Source organism: Chloroflexia bacterium SDU3-3, from assembly GCA_009268125.1.
In the GTDB taxonomy this organism is placed as follows: Bacteria; Chloroflexota; Chloroflexia; order Chloroflexales; family Roseiflexaceae; genus SDU3-3.
Window position 1 is genome coordinate 356,509 of sequence record WBOU01000005.1, and the last position, 22,548, is coordinate 379,056.

Genomic DNA, 22,548 nt, shown 5'->3' on the forward strand with positions numbered 1-22,548 from the left:
AGAGGCTCGGTCTGTGATTCAAGAGGCTCGGTCTGTGATTCAAAGATAGATCATGTGTGTTACTGCGTAAAATACTGCTATGCGGGTATTTTTGATGATAGATCTTTGCGCTTGGTGGGCGCACACCCTGCACGGGCGGCGCACAGGGGCCAGCCCTTCGTAACCCCGCGAGGAAGCGTGGCCCCTCACGTGGTATCAAATTTACGCCAGCGTTGGGCCTTTTCCCCATCAGCGATAGCGGTGGTACTTGTTTGGTGGGTGGATGCCCTACGCGGGCAGCGCACAGGGGCCAGCCCCTGTGAACCCCGCCAGGGGGCGTAGCCCCCTTGGAACCCCCAATTTGTAGCGTTCCTATGCTGTTCCCTGGCGGCTGGTGTTCGTGCATATGGCCATCAAAATACTATCGGCACCTTCGCCGCATGGGCCGGGTGGGTGAGATTCTCAACCTCACATGCGGTGCATAGCTTGGCACGCGTTCTTTCGTCATATGCCGCATCGAGAAGCCCCACACAAAAAAGTGGCACCTGTTGAGGGCGATGCCCCTTGGAACCCCAATGTTGAGCGTTCCTATGCTGTTTCCTGGCTGCTGGTGTTCGTGCATATGGCCAGTGTGCACGTGCGGCACCTTCGCCGCATGGGTCAGGTGAGTAGGGTTGGGCATCTGCTCTTTCTCGGATTTTTCGCCTCTTGGAGTCTTGGAGGTAAATCGATCCCTTCGCGCCTTCGCGTCTTCGCGGTATTTGTTTTTCGCGTCTCTTGGTGTCTTGGTGGTGAATCGTTCCCCTCGCGGTAAATCGATCACGACACGAACATGTGCATGCCGCCCGCCGGGTGCTGGAATTGGGCCAGCTCGATCTCGGGCGCAAAGCCGCCGATGTCGCGCCAGTGCAGGTCGCGGCCCAGCGCGGCGGCCTGGGCCATGGCGGGGTGGGCCTGGAACAGCAGGCGCTGCCCGGCCACGTGGTCGAGCGCGCCCAGGCGGATGGCCGCGCTCACCAGGCTCACCGTGAAGCTGTGCAGCTCCACCGCCACCGCCTCGTCCTCGGCCAGCCCGGCGGCGTGGGCGGCCAGCGCCAGCGCCACGGCCTGGTGGCCGTGGGCCTGCGCGGCGCGCACGCGGCGGGCGTAGGCGGGCAGGTGCGGCCCGCCAAAAGACTCGGCGGCCAGCAGCAGCAGCCGCCCGCCGCAGCGGCGCGAGGCCAGCCGCCCCTCGCTGGCCAGCTTGGTGGCCTCCAGCCGCGCGTCGATCTGGGCCACCGTGTCCAGGTCGCCCTCGGCCAGGGCGCGGGCGCACCAGCGGGCCGCCAGCGCGTCGCCGGGGGCGGCCACGTGCAGCACATAGCTGCGCACCACGGCGGCCACCGCGGCCTCGCCCGCCAGCCCCTGCTCGACCAGGCGCTCCAGCCCGTGCGACTGGGTGAACATGCCGGTGGGGAAGAACGAGTCGGCCAGCTGGAGCGCGGCGAACAGCGATGCGGCGTTCATAGGTGTTCCTTTAGCAAAAAACCGCTTTACCACCAAGACTCCAAGACACCAAGAACTTGTTGGTCGTTTATGTGTGGAATGACCACTTTACCACCAAGCCGCCTAGACGCCAAGGGTATCTTGAAGCCCAGCGTGTTAACAACAAAAAAGGCTCCAAGACACCAGAGAAAACTTGGTGTCTTGGAGCCTTGGTGGTTAAACCAATCGAGCCTAGCTGTTGGCCAGCTTGGCGGTCATCTCGGCCAGGCGCGAGGTGAAGCCGTACTCGTTGTCGTACCACGCGGCGACGGACAGGAAGTTGCTGTCCTGCACCATCGTCAGCGGCAGGTCGACGATCGACGAGTGCGACTCGCCGACGATGCGGGACGAGGCCCACTCGCCCTCCAGGATGCCCATCACGCCCTTCAGCGGGGCGGTGGCGGCGGCGGCGCGGAAGGCGTCGTTGACGGCCTGGACCGTCACGGGCTTCTCGGTGACGCAGTTCAGCTCGACGATCGAGCCGGTGCGCACCGGCACGCGGTAGGCCTTACCGGTGATGTTCAGGCCCTTGTAGATGTAGCCCAGCGCCTTGGCAGCGCCCGACGACGAGGGGATGATGTTCTCGGCGGCGGCCCAGGAGTCGCGGCGATCCTTCATCGGCTGGTCGGTGAGCGACTGGGTGTTGGTGTAGGCGTGCACCGTGGTGAACAGGCCGTACTGGATGCCGAAGTTCTCGATCAGCACCTTCACCACCGGCGCGAGGCCGTTGGTGGTGCAGCTGGCCATCGAGACGATCTTGTGCTGCTCGGGGTCGTAGGTGTCGTCGTTGATGCCGGGCAGCAGGAACGCGTCGGCGTCCTCTTTCGACTTCGAGGGGGCGGAGACCAGCACGCGCTTCGCGCCGCGGTCCAGGTGGGCCTGCGCGCCGGGGCGTGCCGTGGCGCGGCCCGTGCAGTCCACCACCAGATCGACGCCCAGCTCGCCCCAGTTCGGAAGCTCCTTCATGGCGTTGAAGTAGAGGATCTCGCGGCCACCGACGGTGATACCCGTCTCGGTGCTCGTCACATCCTCGTGCCAGCGGCCATAGTTGGAGTCGACATAGAACAGCGAGCCGAGGGTGTCGGTGTCCTTGATGTCGGAGATCGAGAACGGCGTGAACAGATTGCGCTGAAGACCGATGCGCATCAGCGTGCGACCAATGCGGCCGAAGCCGTGAATAGCAACCTTACCCATGGTGATCCTCCTCAGTTAGATCGGGTTGTCCAAGAATACAGCAGAGCTGCAGCTTTTCACTCCCAGAAGACGGCGACACCGCCATCGAGCATGCGCCAGCGGCGGCTACTCGGTGATCACGCTTAATCGCCATATTCCGTACGGATTATACATCAGGTTGTCCGGCTCCTGCAGATCGCTTGGGCCGTAGGCCAGCCGGTACGCTGGCGACTGCGGGTCGGCGCGGAAGGCGTGCCCATCCTTGAGCGGCGGGTTTTCGAGCAGCGTGTAGAGCAGGAAGGTCTGCAGCAGCTCGCCCGCCTCGTTCGGGTCGCCCGCGTGCTCGATGAGCGCGTCGGGCAGGCCGAACACGTGCATGCCAACCGAGAAAAAGCGGCTACCCTGCTGGGCAAACGTGACGTATGTGTCGAACAGTGCGGCCCCGTTGGTGCGGTGCTCGGTGAGCAGGTGCCAGTAGGCGGGGCTGTGGGCCGCGCCCGAGGTAGACACCTGGATGGCGGAGCCGCCGGCCTGGAGCAGGCTGTCGGCCACGGTCATCATATCGCGGGCGGCGGGGGCCATACCGCCGGGGCCGATCAGGTAGAGCACAAAGGTGTGGCGCTGCAGACGCTCGGCGTCGGCGGGGGTCATCGAGTGCTGGCCCGCGAACAGGATCGCGGGGATGAGGTGCTCGTCGCGCTCGTGGATGTCGAGGCTGTAGCTCAGCTGCGTCCGCAGATCGGTGATGATATCGCCCGAAAAGAGGAAGCGGCCCTGCCGGACTATAGCGGCGACCATCTCGGCCCGCGTCGGCCACTCGCCGGGGATCGCCAGAACAATCTGAAGCTCTTCCTGCATACCTTCCTGTTTTCCACAAAGACGCGAAGCGGCGTTCCACACGCAGCCCCGCGTGATGGCTCTATTGTAGCACGCTTCACGCCAACATTCGTAGAGGTTTGGTTCCCACACGTTGCGGCGGCCCGACCGAGCGGCGGGGCGAGAAAGCAGCAGGCGGGTCAGGGGTGATCTGGCCCGCCTGCTGACTCCGAATAACGATATTTCTCGCTCTTTATTGGGGTGTATCTGTTGGATCTAGACACTTCCCTGTGCAGGGTCCTGGGTTAACACGAGTTGGTGTAAGTGTGCCTACCGGTGTACGGGTCGGTGTTTTGGTAACGGTTGGCGTCCTCGTCACAGTAAACGTTGGTGTTGTCGTCCTAGTGGATGTTGGTATAACGATTGGCGAACTTGTTACTGTGGGTGTTTTCGTCGCGGTCGGCGTGCTCGTCGCAGTCGGCGTGGGTGTGCTGGTCGGCGTGCCTACCGGTGTGGGCGTGCTGGTCGGCGTGGGCGTGCGGGTGCCGTAGCCCTCTACCACCTGCACCGGGTAGCTCGCCACGCCCACCCCGCCATCGTCGTCGGCGACCTGCAGGGTCACGGTGTAGGTGCCCACGGCGCTGAAGCTATGCGTCACAGTCAGCGCGCTGGTGACGAGCGGCTGGCTGCCATCGCCAAAATCCCAGGTGGCAGTCAGAGCGTCGGCGCTGCCCGGGTCATCCGCCGAGCCGACGAAGAGCACCTGCTCGTTCTGGAAGGGCAGCTCTGGCTCGTTGAAGTACCACACCTCCGGCTCTACGTTCTCGACGGCCACCGTGATCGCGGCAGTCGAGGCCAGGCCATGCGCGTCGGTGATCGTGAGCGATGTGGTAAAGATGCCGTCGTCGCGGTAGGCGTGCTCGGGCCACAGCGTGTCAGTCACCACCGTGCCATCGCCCAGATCCCAGCGGTAGGCGTGGCCATCGGGGCTGTCGGTATCGGTGAGGATGCCGCTGAACATGAGCGGGTCGCCCTCGTAGCTCGTTTCCATTGGCTCGATCTGCACCTGCGGCGGCTGGGGCTGGGGCGGCACCAGGGTGAAGGGCGCGGTGGCGGGCTTGCTGCCAAGCTCTCCCAGCGAGATGCTGTAGGGGTAGTAGGCCCCGTCGATCTGCAGGTAGAGCTGCAGCTGTGTGGCGGCGCGGTCGAGGGCAAAGACCATGAAGTCCTCGCCGCGCTGCTCGGTCGCGGTGAAGGTGATCCGGCTGCCATCCGCCGTCACGCTGTCGCCGCCCTCGTAGTCGGCCCCCACCGGCTGGATGGGCGCATCCGACTGCACCCAGCCCGAGAAGGTGTGGGCGAAATCGTCGCCGGTCCAGGCCACGTGCCACAGGTAGGTCGCGGGGTCAAGCCACACATAGTAGCCCTTGTTCTCGCCGAGGGTGTAGCTGGGCTTGCCGCGCGGGTCGATCTCGACCAGTGGCGCGCTCAGCGGCCCGCTGTAGACCAGCCCAGTGTCATACGAGGCCATCCAGACGCCCTGGCCCGCATCGGCCACGATGCCGAGGATGTCGTCATCAGGCAGGGGCGTGGAGCCGCTGGCCGAGCGCTGCCATGTCGTGCGGTCAGCGGAGAGGCGGCTGGCCCCGCCGCCCAGGGTGCCAAACCAGTAGTTGCCTGCGCTGTCGATGCTAATGCTCTGCACGAAATCGCTGCTCAGGCCGCTGTTGGCGCTGGTGTAGCTGGCCCACTGCTGGTTGGCGGCATCCAGCACCAGCACGCCCGAGCCATCGGTGGCAAACCACTTGTTGCCCGCCGCATCGACCGCGATATCCACAATGGCCTTGTTGGCCACCTGCGCGCTGGGGTCGACCGGGCTGGCGATGCTGGCCGTGGGGCGGTAGATCTGCCACGCCCCGCCGACCAGATGCGCAACCCCGTACCCGATGGTGCCGACCCACGGGCTGCCGTCGCGATCCAGCGCGATGGCGTAGATGTCGTCGCTGGGCAGGCCCGAGCTGGCGGCGGTGTAGGTGGTGGTGGTGGTGGTGGCGGTGCCGCTGATCACGCTGGTGACGCCGCCGCCGTGGGTGGCGATCCACAGGTCGCCGTCGCGGGCGGCCAGATCCCAGGGCCGCGCCGCGCCGAGATTGGGCGGCGTGCTGGGCAGCACCGCGCCATTCGCGCCGATGTGGCTGATGCTGCCATCGTGCGCCGCCACCCACAGGCTGCCATCGCCCGCCGGGGCCATGGCCAAGATGTCGTCGCCGAGCAGGCCGGAGCCGCTGGTGTAGGCCACCTCGGCACCCGTCTCGCGCTGCCAGGCGCGCAGGCCGCCCTTGTAGTGGCCGCTCCACACGTGCCCGGCGGCGTAGGCCACGCGCTGCACCGGCGCGTCGGTCTCCCACACGATCCAGCCGTCGGCGGCGGGCTGGGCCTGGGCGGCGCCGACCGCCAGCAGGGCGCACAGCCCCGCCGTGGCGAGGCGCAGGCTCCGGGGGTGTTGTATCTGTGGCATACCAGATTACCCTTCAGACTCTGAGGTTTTTGGCTTGACGCGCCGCCCGCGCGGCTTGGGTACGGGCGGGTGGGTATCGTCGGCGAAGCAGTAGTAGTAGCCATCGTGGCAACCAAACACCAGGTAGCCATCGGCGGCGGCGAGCGCGGTGCGGATCTCCCCACGGGTAGAGTAGACCCACAGCTCCTCGCCAGTACTACGATCAAGGCAGGATAGGCCATAGCTCGATGGCACGTAGAGATATGCGCCGCTCACCAATGGTGGGGCATCGTGACAGCGAAAGGCTCCCCTGCCACGAATAGTATCCCGCTCTCGCTCCCAAATAATCGCACCTGTCGCCGCATCGACACAGCTAATCCCCGCATCAGTGCCCAAATACAGCCGCTGGTCGGCCAAGGTGACGCCTGTATGCGCATTGATGCCCTGGCGCTGGGGGTGATACAGGCTCGATGGGATCGCCCAGCGCACCTGCCCTGTCCCACGATCCAAGGCCAGCAACCGTCCACATTCGAGCGGTACATACACCGTCGTTCCATCCGCCACGATATTCCAACGAGCTTTTTCCCCAGGTTCGAGGGGGGTAGACCAGATCAGCGACCCATCGCTGGTACGCAGAGCTGCCACTTGTTGATCACAGATGCCAAAAATGACACCCTGATCTAGAGCGGGAATAAACGATTTAGACACATAGATCCCTAAATCTGCGCGCCAGCGCATGTGTTGCTGATGGATATCATAGGCATATAAATAAGACCTACGTGGTACATGAGTATCAATGAACGGTGTATGGCTAAGCCAATAGGCTATCCCTTGCTCACATAAGGGCATCATTTCCCGCACATTCTTGGTAGTCACCTGCCAAGCGGGTAGTCCATCGGCTTGATGAAGCGCACCAATCCCATCATCATAAGCAAACATGAGTAGGCCATCGGTAAGATGCAGTATATGTCGAATCCCTGGAAATGGCCCCGTCTCATAGATGAGAGCACCCGTTTCCAACTCCATCGCAATAATCCTATTGGGTGATATATAGACACGCCCATTTTGGATTGCGGCGGTCGCCCAGTTGTAAACGCGGGTGTGGTAGCGCCATACCAAGTGCAGGGGCGGTGCAATCTCGGGAGCAACATGGTTCACAAGATTCATGTCACACATAGATATCAACCCATGGATGAATAATCTTCAGACTCATAATATACCTCATATAATATATCTCTACATTAATGACAGCCAACGATAACTTTTGCCTCTTTAGCAATTACTGGTCCTATATACACAGCTTTATCCCACCCCATAAATCGTATTGTAAATTCTTCAAAGTCATCCTCATCCATAAGTTCAGATTCGACTGCTTTTCTTGCTACATCGCAAAGTAGTTTTACCATCGTCTTATCTTCTTTTGATCGGAATACATACTCATACTTTCTACTACCATATCGAGCTTGTAGTTTATTACCATCTGCATCAACAGCCAACCCTACATACTTCTTAAATTGATCCACAATTTCATTATAATTACGACTAGGTCTTTCCCAGTTTTTCAAATCTATATACCTTCCGTCCTTGGTAATAAAATCCATGCCTTTCGCAAGCACACCATCTGTATTAGGGGCATAATGTTGATATGTATCTATATTATCAACACCTATCACCTCAGTACCATAACGAAGCTCAAAGAATGCTCCGACCTTATTAACATCCTTCTCATCTTTAGCATAGCCAGCTAGGCTTCTAATGAGTTCAGCCATAGAATCACCCGAACTTGACGTCGGTACATCTAAAAACCCATCAAGCCACTCAAATACAAGCTTACTTGTCTCCTTCGATCCATATGCACCAAATATCGCCTTAGTAGAATCTTCTCCGTATCTATTCACTGTTTTAATAAGTCCATCATAACCCTTATTCACCCAAGGCTCAGATTGCTTTTGAAGAAGCCGAAACGTCTTCTCAATTGTCTCATCCGAATATGACAACCGAAACCGCTGAATAGCCTGCTCAACAAAGGCCTCACCATTATGATGAATAGCCCATCCAAGACCATTCACACTCTCTTTCGACCACTTATTGCCAAATTGCTTATAGAGTAGCGTCGCTTTCGCCGCATCAGGACAGTCAAGTGTGGCCGCAGCGAGCGGGCTACGAACCGGCGCTGCCAGCCCACGGGGCTTGAACGCCACACTCTGGGCAAAGCAGCCAGCTCCAGCATAGAACCACTCTGCATCAGGGCCAAGATCATCGGCGACTTTCGCCATCCCATCGGCCACATCATCGCTCAGCTCTACGCCATTGGCCACAAACCGATCCGCCAACCCATCCAGGTTGCGCAATGTCTCATCAGGCAGCGAGGAGCCAAGGCGATTGAGCACCCCACCAACAACGACACTGCCCTCATCAAATCCTATGTCTGTCAGCAGCTTCACGCCGCCGTGGTACACAAAGGACACGAAGCTCTCCCAGAGCTGCCCCGTCGCCTCGAAAATACGCATCAGAGCCGCCACCAGGCCATCCTTGGTCAGCAGGTCGCCGCCGATCTTGATGATGCGCGGTACAGAAACGCTCACCAGCTGGATCACCACCTGAAAAACCTTTGGCAGCGGCAGCGCATTCAGCGCATGGAGCATATCGGTAGTAGCCGTCGTGGCAGCCAAACACCAGGTAGCCATCGGCGGCGGCCAGCGCGGTGCGGATCTCCCCACGGGTAGGGTAGACCCACAGCTCCTCGCCGGTACTACGATTAAGGCAGGATATGCCATAGCTCGACGGCACATAGAGATATGCCCCACTCCCCAATGGTGGGGGACTCCATCGCAGTTAAAGTGCCCCCTGTTGTCAATTATCTATAATATCAATATCCTCAATCTTTTTGGTTTAGATTAAGTTGATATGAAGTATATCCCACACACAGCAGCGCACGATAGCTGGTGGCTACCGCGCGCTGCTGTATACAATCCTATTTTTCCACCCCAGCTACCGCACGATCAGCGGCAGGTAGATGCTGGTGGTATCGGGGCCAGGCGCAGGCGTCACCGTCGGCGCGGTGGTCGGCGTGGCCGTGCCAGGCGCGGCGGTGGCGGTCGGCGTAGCCGTGCCGGGCGCTCGCGTACTTGTCGGCGTGGCCGTGCGGGTCTTGGTCGGCGCCGCCGTAGTCGTCGCGGTCGGTGTCAGCGTCGCGGTCGGCGTGGCCGTGCTCGTCGCGGTCGGCGTCAGCGTCGGCGTGGCGGTGGCCATCAGCACTGTGATGGCGACGGTGGCCGGGCCGCCGGTCGCGCCCTTCGAGTCGACGGCGGTGTAGGTGAAGCTGTCGCTGCCGAAGAAACCGGCCTCGGGCGTGTAGGTGAACGAGCCGTCGGCCAGCAGGGCCAGCGTGCCGTGGGCCACATCGGTGGTGAGCGTGGCGGTGAGGGTGTCGGTGGCGTTGGGGTCGGTGTCGTTGGCCAGCACGCCGGGCGCGGGCACGGCCAGCACGCCGCCCTGGGCTGTGGTGTAGGCATCGTCGGCGGGCGTGGGGGCCAGGTTGGGCACGCAGGTGTAGACCAGCACGCTGTCCACGTACCAGCCGTCCAGGCCGCCGCAGCCGTCGTTGCCAAAGTCGAAGCGCAGCTTGATGCTGTCGCCCGCCGCCACGTTCAGCTTGGTCAGATCCACCTGCGACTGCCCCCACGACCCAAAGACCAGGCCGCCATCGCTGCCGCTGAAGGCCGCCTGGCTGGCCAGCGGGTCGGTGTTCTTGGGTGCGGCGGCCAGCGTGGTGTTGTAGGGGTTGAAGGTAAAGGCGCTGGCGGGCACCAGGGCGTACGCGCCGCCATTGATGCTGATCTTCAGGTTGCCGCCGTCGTACTTGTTCTCGCTGGCCACGTAGTGCTCGAAGGCCAGCTTGGGCGTCGCGCCCGCCGGGATGGTGATCGCGGGGCTTTCCATGGACTGCACGCCCGAGATATCGCCGTTGGGCACGCCGCACTGGCCGCCGGTCAGATCGACGGCGTAGGCCGCGCCGCCCGCCCTACCGCCGGGCAGCGTGGTGTCGGCCACCCAGTTCAGGCCCGGCCAGCCGGTGTACACGCCGGTGCTGGTCAGCGTCCACGCGCCCAGGCCCTGCTCGAAGTCCTCGGCGAAGATCGGCTCGGCGATCTGGTCGGGCGCGGCGCACAGGTCGGGGGCGTTGGGGTCGAGCAACGGGGTGAAGTTGCACTGGGTGGGCGCGGTGCGCAGCTCCACGGCCAGCGTCATCTTGGCCACCTGCTCGCAGTCGCTGGCGGTGATCAGCTCGGCGGACATGCCCGAGCCGCCGGGCGAGGTCGAGAGATCCTTCAGCGGCTGGCCGATCAGATCCTGGCACGACTGCTCCAGCGCATCGGCGTGCTCGGCGAAGCCGGTGACCGGGGTCTGGTAGGTGGTCTGGGCCTGCCAGTAGATGTGGGCGGCCTTCACCAGGCCCAGGCCCACCACGGTCTGGCCGTTGTAGCTGCCGCCATCTACCAGCAGCGCGTAGCCGTGGTTGGGCACCGCCGAGTTGGTGTGCACGCCGCCGCCATCGGCGGTATTGCAGTAGTAGTTGGCATCGGCCACGCGGCCCGGGTCGCCCAGGCAGTCGGGGTTCCACATGTCGCGCAGCGCCTTGTTGAACGCGGTCGCGTCCTCGCCCATCAGCCAGCGGTACGAGTCATCCGCCGGGCCGAACAGCCCAGCCTTCAGCGTGGCCTGCACCGTCTCGCCAGCAGCGATGGCGTTCTTGATCAGCTGGCCGTTCTCGTTCGAGATGCGCACCGAGGGGATGGTGATGTTCAGCACGATATTGTTCATATCATCCGCCGCCGAGGTGGCGCTGACGATAATCGCGCCGATGGCACCGGCGGTCTGGGCGGCGCGCACCTTCTTGGGGGCGTTGCACGCGGCGCTATCGTTCAGCAGGGCGATCTTGCCACTCACCGCCGCCGCGTTGGTGAGCGCGGTGCAGCCGGTGTTGTCGGCCCCATCCAGGCCGATCACCACCTGGCCCGAGACGCCCGCCGCGGTCAGCGCGGGGCCAAACAGGGCCTCGCCAGCGTGGCACTTGCCCGCGATCGAGGTGGGCGCGGTGATCTCCAGCATGGCCTCGGGCGCGTAGGCGTATGTCGAGCAGCCGCCATCGGCGCGCGCGCCAGCGGGCGAGTCGGTGCCGGTGCCGTTGATCAGGTCCACCGTCTCGCCCCAGATGTCCGAGTAGGACTCGTTCAGCGCGCCGGGCTGCCACTGGTAAACCAGGCCGTGGGTGTACTCGGTGAAGGCGTGGCCCCACTCGTGCGCCACCACATCGTCGCCGCTCACGCCGTCGCAGTAGTTGGTGGTGATGCCGTTCCAGTTGGCGTTGGGGCACTGGATCGTCGGGTCGTTGTTGACAGTGCGCAGCGAGGCCCCGTGGGCATCGTACGAGTCGCGCCCGAAGCTGTCGAGGAAGAAGTAGTAGGCGTCGCCGCTGGCGTTGATGATGCGCTGCTGATCAATGTTCAGCGTGCCGGGGAACTCCTGGCCCTCCTCCCAGACCTGGTGGTCAGTGTCCTGCTCGTAGAACACGCGGTGCAGGCCGCTCTCGATATCGGTGTAGCGGTTGAGCACCTTGCCCACGTTGGCCTGTATGTACACCCGCTCGCGCACGCTGCCGCCGTTCGTCACCGTCACCTCGTAGGCCAGCTGGCTGCTGCCTTCGGCATCGCGCACCAGGCCGGTGCGGTAGATGTAGAGGTCGGCGGCGGCGGGCCACAGGTCGGCGGGCTGCAGCGTGGCGGGCTGGCCCGCGCTGTCGGCGGGCGGGTCGGCCAGCACCTCGCGCACGGCCACGGCCCCGGCCTGCGCTGCGCTCAGCCTGGGCGTCACATCCAGCGCCGCCGTGGGCGCGGCCACACCCGCCACAGCGGTGAGCGCCTGCCCCGCGTCGAAGCGGGCCACCAGCATGCCGCCGAACACCGGCACGCCCTGGTAGACCTGGCGGAAGATCACGCGGCCCCCGCCGTAGGCGTCGCGCTCCACCCCGATCGGCAGCAGCTCCTGCGCGGGGCTGGCGATGCCGAACAGCCCGGCGTAGCTGGCCATGAAGCTGCTGGCCTTGGCCGCCATACCGCCCTTGGCCTGCGGCAGCAGGTCGCCCCCGGCAGGCACGCGCACCATGCTGGCCACGCCCGTAGCGCGCTTGAGGCTCACGCGCACGTCGCCCCTGGCCTGGGCGCGCAGCTGGCCCAGCAGCCCAGGGCCAGCTGGCTCGGCCTGGGCCGGGGCCAGCTGGGGCTGCCGCGCCGCCAGCGCGGGCGACACCACGCCCAGCAGCGCGCACAGCGCAGCGAGCGATACGAGCATTCGCAGTGTTAGATTCATGCCGATGTCTCCTCCGCTTCTTTATGATCTGATAACTGGTCAGAAAAGAGCGTTCCTATGAATAAAGATGCTTTCCGAGAAAAATAGTACGAGTGGCAAAATACGCTCTTTTTCCTACATAACAAAATAGAGGTGTGCCATAGGCCACCCGTACCATCAGCGTACGATCACATCCACCGATCGCCGCACAACGTGGAAGATATCTATAGTTTAGGCGCTGGGATTGAGCTATGCGTGGTAGTATACACGGATTCTTCGGGCATATCGATAGATTCTGACGAATCATCACAAAGTGTAGGGATTCTCATACCATATCTCGGGCTTTCCCTCCATTACCAAATAGCAGAGGACAGCATCTCGCAGAACGAGCACCGCCGCCCAACATTGGTGAGCCGACCAGATCGGCGCTACAATAGGGGCGGCGGAGCCAAGCACAAGCAGAAAAGAGCGGCCATGCGAGCAAAGATACGCGGCACAGAGATCTACTTCGACATCGATGGCGCGGGCCTGGTGCCCGATGGGCCGACCATGCGCGAGAAGCCGGTGCTCTTCGCGCTGCACGGCGGCCCAGGCGGCGACCACACCGGCTACAAGGCGGCGCTGCCGCCGCTGACCGACAAGCTGCAGGTGGTCTACATCGACCACCGGGGGCAGGGGCGCTCGGCGCGCGGCCCGCAGGAGACCTACACGCTCGACAACAACGTGGAGGATGTGGAGGCGCTGCGGCAGCACCTGGGGCTGGGCAAGATCGCCGTGCTGGGCCTCTCGTACGGCGGCATGGTGGGGCTGGCCTACGCCGCCCGCTACCCCGAGAGCGTGTCGCACCTGATCGCGGGCGTCACCACGCCCGACCACCAGTTCCTGGCGCAGGCCCAGCGCATCCTGGCCGAGCGCGGCAGCGACGAGCAGCGGCGCGTGGCCGAGGCGCTGTGGGCGGGCAATTTCACCAGCGATGAGCAGCTGGCCGAGTACTTCGACGTGATGGGGCCGCTCTACTCGCGCAGCTTCGACCCGGCCAAGAGCGCCGAGAAGCGCGGGCGGCAGATCCTCTCGTACGAGGCGATCAACCAGGGCTTCGGCGGCTTCCTGCGCAGCTACGACATCACCGCCGAGCTGCCGAAGATCACCGCGCGCACCCTGGTGATCGGCGCGCGCCACGACTGGATCTGCCCGCCGGAGAACGCCGAGCGGATCGCCGCCGCCATCCCCCGCGCCGAGCTGCGCATCTTCGAGAACAGCGGCCACTCCATCCTGGCCGACGACCACGCGGCCTTCATCGACATCGTACGCGGTTTCCTGACGTACAACCCGTAGGCCTGTGCGTCTGGCGCCCCGGCGACCGTAGGCAATGCTTGTAGCGTTGCCCGGTCGCCGTTGCGCTGATGTACGATCATATCAAGACAGCAGACCACCTAATCGAAGTACCACGACAACCGCTCGCTTGGATCAGCTATCAGAAGAAGCCAACCTACGACAAAAACGATAATCAGTAGGGTTTGCCATCGCCATAGGTATACACGTCGGAGCACCAAAGAAAGAAAAGGAAAGGCAACTAACGCTATAAATGGCCATAGCAAAAGTGGTAAAGTGAGCATATAGAGAGCATCGCATATGCGGCAATCAGGGGCAATAAATTTCGGGTCATCAATACTTGGCTGAGGCCAATGGCCAATCAGAAATGCAGCACGCCAGGAAAAGACATATAAACAGCCTATGACCAAGAGTGGTGCTAGAGCAAAAGAATGATGCAGAGCAATGATCATCAAGCGTAACATATGCTCAATTTTGGACAATCTTTGTGTTTTAGATACAGAAGGTGGGGTAGTGGGATTAGAATTCATAAGAGAGTCCTTATAACAGCTTTTCGAATTGTGTCTAAAAAGCACTTCGGCATGATCATCATCCTTCAAGAGCGCATACGCTCAATCCAAATTCGTACTACTCGTACTTGCTGATCACATCGCCAGCCAAGCCAAAGCCCGCCACAATCGCCACCAGCGCTAGCGCCGCGCAGAGGATCGCCAGCCATCCCCCGCGCCGCCGGAATAGCGCCCGCAGCAGCACGCTCAGGCTGCTTATCGGCGCAACGATCATCACAGGCAATAGAACTAGCGCGTTTATCATATCTCCATGCTCCCAGCGGAACCCCGGCCACACATCGTGAAACAGCATGGGCCGCTGGGTAAAGCAGTGGCCCTCGCCCAGGCAGTACAGCCCGCTGGTATAGGCTGGCAGCACAAACCACAGCAGGTAAAACGTCATCATCGCCAGCATGCCACCGTAGTAAAGCTTCAGCATCGGGATGCGCAGCCACCCGCCGATCCCGCGTGCAACCCAATAGACCAGCAGATTGAAGCTGATGCTTATGAGGAATGGCATCGGCGTTATAGCCACAACGTTTGGTGTAGCCCACCATGTGATTGCAATCTCTGGTACCACAAAAAGAACGGTAGAAATAATGATGATACGCAGTGGCTCGCCCAGCCCCCGCAAGGCATGATCAAAACGGCGCGGCATGGCCGACGTTGGGAGATCGCGCATGTGGTTCACCTCAGCACCTATGCCCACGGCAGCGGCAGCGCGCTGGGGTGCCATGGGAAACTCAGTCGCATGGCGCTATGCTAGCGCGCAGATATCGCGGCAGCATCACGGCCATGTAACAGCTGTGTAAACATTTTTAGAAAATGATCTCTTGACTGGATTTGATTATTGGTATACATTGTGGCCAGAGGAGGAGATGATGGCACGACTGCTACCCGAGGAGACGCGCGAGCTGCTGCTGGATCGCGCCGAGCACCGCTTCTGGACCTTTGGCTTCAAGAAGACCACTGTCGATGAGGTGGTGGCCGATGTGGGCATCAGCAAAGGGTCGTTTTACCAGTTCTTCGAGAGCAAAGACGATCTGATGCTGGCCACGATCGCCCGCTGGTACCAGCGAATCTTTGAGGAGCAGCAGTCGCTCATCAAGAATAGCCAGCTGCCCCCGGCGGAGAAGCTGCGCCACATCCTGATCGCCCCCATCCTGCGCACCTACCGCCAGTACGAGGCCCACCCCGAGGTGCAGGACATGATCATCATGGCGCACAACGCCCTGCCCACCACGCTGCAGTCGCTCATCCAGCAGCAGCTGGCGCTTGTCACAGGCGTGCTGGAGGAGGGACGAAAGAGCGGCCACTTTGCCTTCGCCGACGCGGCCCACACCGCGCAGGCGCTGCACCATATGACCCATGGCTTCTGGCCGCCCTACGCATGCGTCCAGGGTACCCAGGCCATCGAGCAGGCGCTGAACGACGTGCTCGATCTGGTGTTCCAGGGCCTGGCCGCGCCCGCCCGCTAGGCTTCCGCAAGCGCGCATCTGCCGCTCATTGCGAGATGACTAAAATACTTATTTAGTCATTTGTCACTATTAGTTCGCCACATGCCGCTTCTTGCCGTGAGGCTCGATCGAATCGCGGACTGAGCGAACCGCATAGATTCAGCAGAGAGGAGGGAGTCATGGGCTTTTTGTGATTTGACCAAAATACCGATATGGTCATTTGTTGAAAACGTGGCTTATATCAGAAAGAGAGGGAAGATCATGGATATCGCACTATGGGTCATACAGGGGCTGGTCGCGCTGACGTTTCTGATCGTAGGCGCGATGAAGGCCTTCATGCCGCTGGATCGGCTCGGCCAGATGTTCACGTGGGTGCCATCGTTCCCGGCCAGCTTCGTGCGCCTGCTGGGCATCGCCGAGATGCTGGGCGCGGCGGGCGTCATCCTGCCGCCGCTCACGGGCATCCAGCCCTGGCTGGCGCTGGCCGCGTGCGTGGGCTTCATCCTAGCGGCGGGCGGCGGCGCGGTGGTGCACCTTCAGCGCGGCGAGGGGTCGAAAATCGGTATCAACATTGCGCTGATCATCCTCAGCGGCCTAATCATCTACGGGCGGATCTTCCTCGCGCCGCTCTAGCGCTGCAGCAGACGGTCGAACTCCGCCGCCGCGTCGTTGAGCATGCCGGGGTGCTGCGCGAGGCTGTAGTCGCCCCACTGGCCGCCCAGCGGCGCATCGACGAACCAGCAGAGCGCACGCACCTGCGGCTCGCGCTCGACCTCGGCGAGGGCGGCGGTAAGCCACCCGGCGGGGTAGGACTGGGTGGGCGGGGCCATGCCGGGGGCGGCGGTGGTGTTGGCGGATGTGATGAAGGCAGGCAGGCCACGCGTGGCGGGGTAGCGGTTGATGATCGCCAGCCAGTCGCGGTAGACGCGGAAGCCCATCTGGGCCTGGCCCCAGCGCGGGTCGTAGGAATTGGCCGATGGCTCCTGCGCCGCCGCGGCATGGGCGGGGTCGACCCGGCCCGCCACGCGCAGCGCGAAGCCATCGGGCGCGGCGCTAGGCATATCGGCGGCCTCGTGGGCCTGCGCGGCCTCGTCGATGTGGGCCACCAGGGTGTTCATGTAGCTCAGCCAGGGCGCGCCCAGCGGGTCGGGCAGGCTGCCGCCCTGGTCGGCCACCCACGGCGCGACCGGCCCCACCAGCACACGCGCGGCGGGCCGCTGGGCGCGGATGACGTATACCGCCGTGTCCTCGCGGGATGCGGGCAGGCCATAGCCGCTGAGCACGCGGGCATACCACTCGGGCGTGGTGGGCGCGGCGGGGGCCAGCGCGTTCTCGCTGGCAGCATTGAAGCCCGCGCCGATCACATAGCCGTACACGTCGCGCAGGCGGTCGTCGCGGGCCAGCTGGGCGCAGTAGGCCAAAAAGCGGGCTAGGGCCAGCTCGTCGCCCGCCGGGGGCAGCGACTGGCTGCGGGCGTAGTCCACCCGCACCAGCACGCGCAGGCCCTGCTGGCGGGCCATATGCACGCGGCGGGCCAGCTCGTCGATGTTGAAGTCGCCCTTGGACTCCTGCGCGTAGGTCAGCTCCACGGCCCACCCGGCGCGGCCATGCCAGTCGCGGTCGGGGCTGGCGAACACCACGCCTAGCTTGGTGGGGCGCGGCGGCGCAGGCGTGGGCGGCACAGCCGCGCTCACCCCGCCGATGCTGGCGCGGCCCCGCTCGACGCAGCCCGCCTGGCAGCTGTGGTAGAAGGCCACGCTGAACTCGGCAGGCGGGCTGGGGGCCACCCAGCGCCAGGTCCACGGGCCGGAGCCGTGGTCGTAGGATTCGTCGCGGGCCAGCCCCTGGCCGTCTAGCTCCAGCCGCACATAGGCCCACGGCCTGCTGTCGCGCACATAGATCGTCACCGGCTCGGATGGCCGCACCACTGGCGGGTCAGTCCAGATCTGCGGCCAGGCCTGGGCCACGCTGGCCGGGGGGCCGGGAAGCACCAGCAGCTGGCCTTGGATGGGCAGCAGCCACACGGCCAGCGCCAGCAGCGCCAGCGCCAGCAGCGCCAGGGCGGGCGCGCGCAGCCTGCTCATGGCGCGGCCTCCCCGGCCATGGGCAGCACCCAAGAGCAGGTAGTGCCCGAGCCTGCTCCCGTGGCGCTGGCGATCTCCAGCGTGGCGTGGTGGCGCAGCAGGATCTCGCGCACCAGCGCCAGCCCCAGGCCGCTGCCCTCCACATCGGCCCTGGCGCGGTAGAGCGGCTCGCACACATGCGGCAGGTCGGCGGCGGGGATGCCCGGGCCAGTGTCGGCCACGCGGCAGCGCACCCCGCCCGCCTGGGGCTGCAGCGAAACCGTCACGCTATCGCCGGGGCGGGCGTACTTGATGGCGTTGTCCAGCAGGTTCAGGAACACCTGGCGCAGCCTATCGGGGTGGGCCAGCACGGCGGGCAGCGTGCCGCCCACCTCCAGCGCCAGCTCGACCTGGGCCGCCTCGGCGCGGGGGAAGAGCTGCGAGATGGCGGACTCGGCCAGCAGCGCCAGATTGGCAGGCTCCAGCGGCAGGTCGGCGCTCAGCTCTAGGCGGTGCAGCTCCAGCATGTCGCGCACCAGCCGGGCCATGCGCTGGCTCTCGCCGTGGGCGGTGGCCAGCGAGGCCTCGCGCAGCGCGGGCGGCGACGCGGGGGCGCGGGCCAGCTCTAGGTGGGCGATCACCGCCGTGAGCGGCGTGCGCAGCTCGTGGGCTAGCAAGCCCACGAAGGCCTGCTGCCGTGCGATCTGGCGCTGCTGCTCGGCATTGTCGGCCAGGATGAGCAGCGCGCCGCCGTGGGCCAGCGGGTAGGCCCACCAGCGCAGCGGCTGCGGCGCGGCCAGCATCCCGCTGGAGGACGCCCGCGCCGACAGGGCGGCCTGTCCCAGCGCGCGAGGTGGCTTCCCATCGGCCAGCAGCCGCCGCGCCTCGGCATTGGCCCGCAGCATATCGCCACCCGCGCCCAGCTCGGCCACGCCAAAGGGCAGCAGCTCCACATCCAGCGGCAGGCGGCGCTCGCCCGCACGGCGCCGCGCGGCCCACAGCGCCGCGCCCAGGCCCAGCGCCAGCGCCAGCAGCGCGAAGATCACCAGCTTCAGGTCAATCAGCAGCATGGGGAACGTGGGGGATCGTCAGGCGGTAGCCAAAGCCGCGCACGGTCTGGATGAGATCGCCGCAGCCAGCTATGTCAAGCCGCGCGCGCAGGCGCTGGATGTGCACATCCACTGTGCGGGTGTCGCCCGCAAAGTCGTAGCCCCACACCTGGCGCAGCAGCGTCTCGCGGCCAAGCACCACGCCGGGGCTGCGCAGCAGCGTCTCCAGCAGCTGCCACTCCTTGGGTGGCAGGTCAAGCGGCTGGCCGCCCGCCTCGGCGCGGTGCTCGGCGGGCCACATGGCCAGCGGCCCGGCCAGCAGCGGCTGGGCGCGATCCGCCGCGCTGGCCCGCTCGCGGAAGCGCAGCAGCGAGCGCACCCGCGCCAGCAGCTCGCTCGGCTCGAAGGGCTTGGTCAGGTAGTCGGTCGCGCCTAGCTCCAGCCCGTACACGCGGTCGGCCAGCTCGTCGCGGGCCGAGAGCATCAGCACGGGCACAGGCGCGGGCAGGGCCTGGATGCGCTGGCAGACCTCGTAGCCGCTGCGCTCGGGCAGCATCACATCCAGCACCACCAGCGCGGGCGGCGGCGCGGCGGCGAGCCGCGCTATGGCCTGCCCGCCGGTGCTGGCCGTGGCCACACGGTAGCCCTCCTGCTCCAGCAGCGCCGTGATGGCCTGGCGGATGGCGGGGTCGTCATCCACCACAAAGATCGTTGGGAGTTCGCCCATAACACCTATCATGAATCGCTCGTCCTGCGGGGAGATCATACCACGAAGATTCTTTTACCACCAAGATTCTTTTACCACCAAGGCTCCAAGACACCAAGATTCGCAAGAGGATGAATACCACGAAGGCGCGAAGACGCGAAGGGAACGAAAGAACCGTTTACCACCAAGGCTCCAAGACACCAAGATTCAGAAGAATATGCATAGTGCGAAGAAGCAACGGCGCGAAAAAAACAGGAAATAGAAAGCAGAAAAACACCAAGGCTCCGCAGGAAAAAACCTTGGAGCCTTGGTGTCTTGGTGGTAAACGATCGCCAGCGCTAGGCCGTCTGATACTGGCCGCACGCGGCGGCGATCGCCAGGTCGGCGCTCCAGAACAGGTGATTCTCGCCCAGCTCCTTCAGCAGGCCGGTGCGGCCCAGCATCTCGTGCACGTTCGGCTGCACCCCGCTCAGGAACACGTCGCCGCCGTGCGCCCGCTGCTCGTGCACCACGCGCTCCAGGGCCTGCACGCCCATCACATCGATCAGCGGTACGCCGCGCATGCTCAGGATCATCACGCCCTGGGAGTGGGACTGCCGCAGCGCATCCATCATCATGGTCACGCTGCCGAAGAAGATCGGCCCGGTCAGGTACATCACGGCGATCTGATCAGACTTCGCGCCCAGCTTCACGCCGCGCGCCCGCAGCCGCTCGGGGTCCACCGGCTCCACGCTCACCTCTAGGCTGCGAGCCGACTGGCGCAGGTAGATCAGGGCCGAGATCGAGATGCCGATCAGGATGGCCTGGGTCAGGTCGAGCGCAACGGTGGCCAGCATGGTCACGATCACGCCGATCAGGGCGTGCTTGATGCGGGCCTTGGCAAAGAAGCGCAGGGCCTCCCACTCGTTCATGCGCCAGGCCGTCACCATCAGCACGCCGCCCAGCGCCGCCACCGGGATCTTGCCGATGACCTGGCCCAGCACCAGCGCGCTGAGCAGCAGCACCACCGCGTGCACCAGGCTCACCACCCGCGTCTGGCCGCCGCTCTTGATGCCCACGCTGGTGCGGGCGATCGCCGCCGTGGCGGGCACGCCGCCGAAGAACGGGATGATGATGTTGCCGATGCCCTGGCCGATCAGCTCCTGGTTGCTGTCGATCGGCTGGCCCGTCATCGTCGCGCCCACCGAGGCGCACAGCAGGCTCTCGATCGCGGCCAGCGCCGCGATCGAGATGGCGGGCAACAGCAGATCGCCCATGTTGGCCCAGGGGATACTGCCGAAGCTCAGGCGGCTATCCAGCAGGATGGTGCTGGGGATGCTGCCGATGCTCTTCACATCCCAGCCCGCCGCCGCCGACACCAGCGTGGCCAGCGCGATGCCCACCAGCGAGCCGGGCACAGCCTTGGTGAGCTTGGGCAGCAGGATCATGCTGGCGGCCACGATCAGCGCCAGGGCCAGGGCGCGCACATCCGGCGCGGGCGGGTGCGCGATGAAGGCCCACAGCGCGCCCAGCGCGCCCTCGGCGTGCGGCGCGGGCACGCCCAGAACCTCGTCGATCTGGCCGATCGCGATGATCAGCGCGATGCCGCTGGTGAAGCCAGTGATCACCGGCGTGGGGATGAAGGCGATGTAGCGGCCAAAGCGAAACAGCCCCAGCAGCAGCAGAAACACGCCCGCCATCAGGCTGGCCGCCCACACGCCCGCCAGGCCGTAGCGCGCCGAGAGGCCGATCAGGATGGCCGACATGGCCCCGGTCGGCCCGCTGATCTGGAAGGCCGCCCCGCCGAACAGCGCGATCACCACACCGGCGATGATCGCCGTCACCACGCCGGCGGCGGCATCGGCCCCGCTGGCCACCCCGAAGGCCAGCGCCAGCGGCAGCGCCACCGCGCCCACCGTCAGCCCGGCCAACACATCGCGCCGCAGCGTCCCGCGCGAGTAGCCTGCGAACTCGCTCTCAATGGCCTTGACGAAGGGCAGGCTACGCCATGCGAACATCATACATATCTCTCATTCCACGAACTTCGGATCACGGGCCGCCACGCTGCGGGCTATAGGCCATGATACGGGAGATGCCGGGGAATGCAAAGGGAAAGCGGGGCTGTTTTGTTGCGAAGCCGCAAGCCCGAGGGCAGCCTTCGCAACAAAATATGAGAGCAGCCGCATATTCCGCAAAAGTGGCCATGTCAATGCGGCGTTCGCTGCTTTTTTGGCCAGAAGGCTGCGGCTATACTAGCGCTGCTTCTTCGCGTAGAGAATGGAGTTCATATGGGACAGCTAGAGGGAAAAGTCGCGCTGGTAACGGGCGCGAGCAGCGGGATCGGGCTGGCGGCGGCCATGGCCATGGCGCAGGAGGGCGCGAAGGTGGTGCTGGCCAGCCGCGGACAGCAGGCCGGGCTGGCCGCCGCCGAGCAGATCCGCGCCGCCGGGGGTGAGGCCACCTGGTTCCAGGCCGACGTGGCGCAGGCCGCCCAGGTCGAGGCGATGGTCGCCTTCACGCTGGCCACCTACGGGCGGCTCGACTGCGCCTTCAACAACGGCGGCAGCGGCGGCGGCGGCGGCTGGCTGGCCGAGCAGCAGGAGGGCGACTGGAATGCGACCATTGACGGCTTCCTGAAGAGCGCGTGGCTATGCATGAAGTACGAGATCGCCGCCATGCAGCAGGCGGGCGGCGGCGCGATCGTCAACGCCTCGTCGGTCGATGGCGAGCGCGCCTTCCCCTGGGATCCGATCTACTCGGCGGCCAAGCACGGCGTGCTCGGCCTCACCAAATCAGCCGCGATGCAGTACGCCAGCCAGGGCATCCGCATCAACGCCGTGTGCCCCGGCTGGATCAGGACGCCGCCGGTGGAGGACATGATCGCCCGCGACCCCGAGGCCGAGGGCCGCATGCTCACCCACCAGCCGATCGGGCGGCTCGGCAGCCCCGCCGAGGTGGCCAACGCCGTGGTCTGGCTCTGCTCCGACCGTGCCTCGCTGGTGTGCGGCGCGGCGCTGGCGGTGGATGGCGGCTACCTGGTGGTCTAGCATTTCCCACATGCCAATACTACCCTTACG

Annotated in this window: 16 protein-coding genes and 3 pseudogenes; 4 read left to right on the forward strand and 15 right to left on the reverse strand. The window is 64.4% G+C overall.

All coding sequences use genetic code 11. The features are described from left to right. Nucleotides 1-798 precede the first annotated feature (798 nt). From F8S13_10745 to F8S13_10785, 9 genes and pseudogenes are all read right to left on the reverse strand, one after another. Nucleotides 799-1,485: an urease accessory protein gene (locus F8S13_10745; protein ID KAB8143479.1), complete on the reverse strand. Its 687-nt coding sequence runs from the start codon at nucleotides 1,483-1,485 to the stop codon at nucleotides 799-801. 210 nt (nucleotides 1,486-1,695) lie between these two features. After that, a complete protein-coding gene (locus tag F8S13_10750; protein ID KAB8143480.1) occupies nucleotides 1,696-2,697 on the reverse strand; it encodes an aldehyde dehydrogenase in 1,002 nt (333 codons plus the stop codon). A gap of 105 nt (nucleotides 2,698-2,802) precedes the next feature. After that, nucleotides 2,803-3,534: a DUF4261 domain-containing protein gene (locus F8S13_10755; GenBank protein KAB8143481.1), complete on the reverse strand. Its 732-nt coding sequence runs from the start codon at nucleotides 3,532-3,534 to the stop codon at nucleotides 2,803-2,805. A 211-nt stretch (nucleotides 3,535-3,745) separates the two neighbouring features. Further along, nucleotides 3,746-6,010 (reverse strand): PKD domain-containing protein, encoded by a 2,265-nt coding sequence (locus tag F8S13_10760; GenBank protein ID KAB8143482.1) that lies wholly within the window; start codon nucleotides 6,008-6,010, stop codon nucleotides 3,746-3,748. A gap of 6 nt (nucleotides 6,011-6,016) precedes the next feature. Then, nucleotides 6,017-7,165, reverse strand: a complete 1,149-nt coding sequence (locus tag F8S13_10765) for a PQQ-binding-like beta-propeller repeat protein (GenBank protein KAB8143483.1) — start codon at nucleotides 7,163-7,165, stop codon at nucleotides 6,017-6,019. Nucleotides 7,166-8,404: 1,239 nt separating this feature from the next. Continuing rightward, nucleotides 8,405-8,824 carry a PQQ-binding-like beta-propeller repeat protein gene (locus F8S13_10770; protein KAB8143580.1) on the reverse strand — a complete coding sequence of 140 codons (420 nt, stop codon included), beginning with the start codon at nucleotides 8,822-8,824 and terminating at the stop codon, nucleotides 8,405-8,407. A 212-nt stretch (nucleotides 8,825-9,036) separates the two neighbouring features. Then, nucleotides 9,037-9,213, reverse strand: a pseudogene (locus F8S13_10775) (heparin-binding hemagglutinin). Nucleotides 9,214-10,327: 1,114 nt separating this feature from the next. Beyond that, nucleotides 10,328-10,813: pseudogene (locus F8S13_10780) on the reverse strand (hypothetical protein). Nucleotides 10,814-11,266: 453 nt separating this feature from the next. After that, a pseudogene (locus F8S13_10785) lies at nucleotides 11,267-11,899 on the reverse strand (bacillolysin). Nucleotides 11,900-12,811: 912 nt separating this feature from the next. Between F8S13_10785 and F8S13_10790 the strand changes: the two are divergent. Next, nucleotides 12,812-13,672 carry an alpha/beta fold hydrolase gene (locus F8S13_10790; protein ID KAB8143484.1) on the forward strand — a complete coding sequence of 287 codons (861 nt, stop codon included), beginning with the start codon at nucleotides 12,812-12,814 and terminating at the stop codon, nucleotides 13,670-13,672. 98 nt (nucleotides 13,673-13,770) lie between these two features. Here the strand turns inward: F8S13_10790 and F8S13_10795 are convergent, their stop codons facing one another. Continuing rightward, complete coding sequence (locus F8S13_10795) at nucleotides 13,771-14,199, reverse strand: hypothetical protein (protein KAB8143485.1); 429 nt, start codon at nucleotides 14,197-14,199, stop codon at nucleotides 13,771-13,773. A gap of 97 nt (nucleotides 14,200-14,296) precedes the next feature. Further along, nucleotides 14,297-14,899: a hypothetical protein gene (locus tag F8S13_10800; GenBank protein ID KAB8143486.1), complete on the reverse strand. Its 603-nt coding sequence runs from the start codon at nucleotides 14,897-14,899 to the stop codon at nucleotides 14,297-14,299. Nucleotides 14,900-15,095: 196 nt separating this feature from the next. Here F8S13_10800 and F8S13_10805 point away from each other — a divergent pair, with 196 nt between their 5' ends. Both F8S13_10805 and F8S13_10810 read left to right on the forward strand, forming a co-directional pair. Beyond that, entirely contained in the window at nucleotides 15,096-15,695 is a 600-nt protein-coding gene (locus F8S13_10805; GenBank protein KAB8143487.1) for a TetR/AcrR family transcriptional regulator, read from the forward strand. Nucleotides 15,696-15,935: 240 nt separating this feature from the next. After that, the gene (locus F8S13_10810) at nucleotides 15,936-16,307 is read left to right on the forward strand and encodes a DoxX family protein (GenBank protein ID KAB8143488.1); all 372 of its coding nucleotides are present in this window, start codon (nucleotides 15,936-15,938) and stop codon (nucleotides 16,305-16,307) included. Here the strand turns inward: F8S13_10810 and F8S13_10815 are convergent. From F8S13_10815 to F8S13_10830, 4 genes are all read right to left on the reverse strand, one after another. Then, nucleotides 16,304-17,758, reverse strand: coding sequence for a hypothetical protein (locus F8S13_10815; GenBank protein ID KAB8143489.1), 1,455 nt, complete (start codon nucleotides 17,756-17,758; stop codon nucleotides 16,304-16,306). The genes F8S13_10810 and F8S13_10815 overlap by 4 nt on opposite strands. Continuing rightward, complete coding sequence (locus tag F8S13_10820; GenBank protein KAB8143490.1) at nucleotides 17,755-18,807, reverse strand: hypothetical protein; 1,053 nt, start codon at nucleotides 18,805-18,807, stop codon at nucleotides 17,755-17,757. The genes F8S13_10815 and F8S13_10820 overlap by 4 nt, the downstream gene beginning before the upstream one ends. Next, on the reverse strand, nucleotides 18,794-19,525 hold the full coding sequence (locus F8S13_10825) for a response regulator transcription factor (protein ID KAB8143491.1): 732 nt from the start codon (nucleotides 19,523-19,525) through the stop codon (nucleotides 18,794-18,796). The genes F8S13_10820 and F8S13_10825 overlap by 14 nt, the downstream gene beginning before the upstream one ends. A gap of 305 nt (nucleotides 19,526-19,830) precedes the next feature. Beyond that, the gene (locus F8S13_10830) at nucleotides 19,831-21,492 is read right to left on the reverse strand and encodes a SulP family inorganic anion transporter (protein KAB8143492.1); all 1,662 of its coding nucleotides are present in this window, start codon (nucleotides 21,490-21,492) and stop codon (nucleotides 19,831-19,833) included. A gap of 267 nt (nucleotides 21,493-21,759) precedes the next feature. Between F8S13_10830 and F8S13_10835 the strand changes: the two genes are divergently transcribed. Further along, a complete protein-coding gene (locus tag F8S13_10835; GenBank protein KAB8143493.1) occupies nucleotides 21,760-22,518 on the forward strand; it encodes a glucose 1-dehydrogenase in 759 nt (252 codons plus the stop codon). Nucleotides 22,519-22,548 lie beyond the last annotated feature (30 nt).

Excerpts from the sequence above, each read along its gene's own strand:
- F8S13_10745 (KAB8143479.1), bottom strand. The coding sequence starts at position 1,485 with ATGAACGCCGCATCGCTGTTCGCCGCGCTCCAGCTGGCCGACTCGTTC.
- F8S13_10750 (KAB8143480.1), bottom strand. The coding sequence starts at position 2,697 with ATGGGTAAGGTTGCTATTCACGGCTTCGGCCGCATTGGTCGCACGCTG.
- F8S13_10755 (KAB8143481.1), bottom strand. The coding sequence starts at position 3,534 with ATGCAGGAAGAGCTTCAGATTGTTCTGGCGATCCCCGGCGAGTGGCCG.
- F8S13_10760 (KAB8143482.1), bottom strand. The coding sequence starts at position 6,010 with ATGCCACAGATACAACACCCCCGGAGCCTGCGCCTCGCCACGGCGGGG.
- F8S13_10765 (KAB8143483.1), bottom strand. The coding sequence starts at position 7,165 with ATGTGTGACATGAATCTTGTGAACCATGTTGCTCCCGAGATTGCACCG.
- F8S13_10790 (KAB8143484.1), top strand. The coding sequence starts at position 12,812 with ATGCGAGCAAAGATACGCGGCACAGAGATCTACTTCGACATCGATGGC.
- F8S13_10795 (KAB8143485.1), bottom strand. The coding sequence starts at position 14,199 with ATGAATTCTAATCCCACTACCCCACCTTCTGTATCTAAAACACAAAGA.
- F8S13_10800 (KAB8143486.1), bottom strand. The coding sequence starts at position 14,899 with ATGCGCGATCTCCCAACGTCGGCCATGCCGCGCCGTTTTGATCATGCC.
- F8S13_10805 (KAB8143487.1), top strand. The coding sequence starts at position 15,096 with ATGATGGCACGACTGCTACCCGAGGAGACGCGCGAGCTGCTGCTGGAT.
- F8S13_10810 (KAB8143488.1), top strand. The coding sequence starts at position 15,936 with ATGGATATCGCACTATGGGTCATACAGGGGCTGGTCGCGCTGACGTTT.
- F8S13_10815 (KAB8143489.1), bottom strand. The coding sequence starts at position 17,758 with ATGAGCAGGCTGCGCGCGCCCGCCCTGGCGCTGCTGGCGCTGGCGCTG.
- F8S13_10820 (KAB8143490.1), bottom strand. The coding sequence starts at position 18,807 with ATGCTGCTGATTGACCTGAAGCTGGTGATCTTCGCGCTGCTGGCGCTG.
- F8S13_10825 (KAB8143491.1), bottom strand. The coding sequence starts at position 19,525 with ATGATAGGTGTTATGGGCGAACTCCCAACGATCTTTGTGGTGGATGAC.
- F8S13_10830 (KAB8143492.1), bottom strand. The coding sequence starts at position 21,492 with ATGATGTTCGCATGGCGTAGCCTGCCCTTCGTCAAGGCCATTGAGAGC.
- F8S13_10835 (KAB8143493.1), top strand. The coding sequence starts at position 21,760 with ATGGGACAGCTAGAGGGAAAAGTCGCGCTGGTAACGGGCGCGAGCAGC.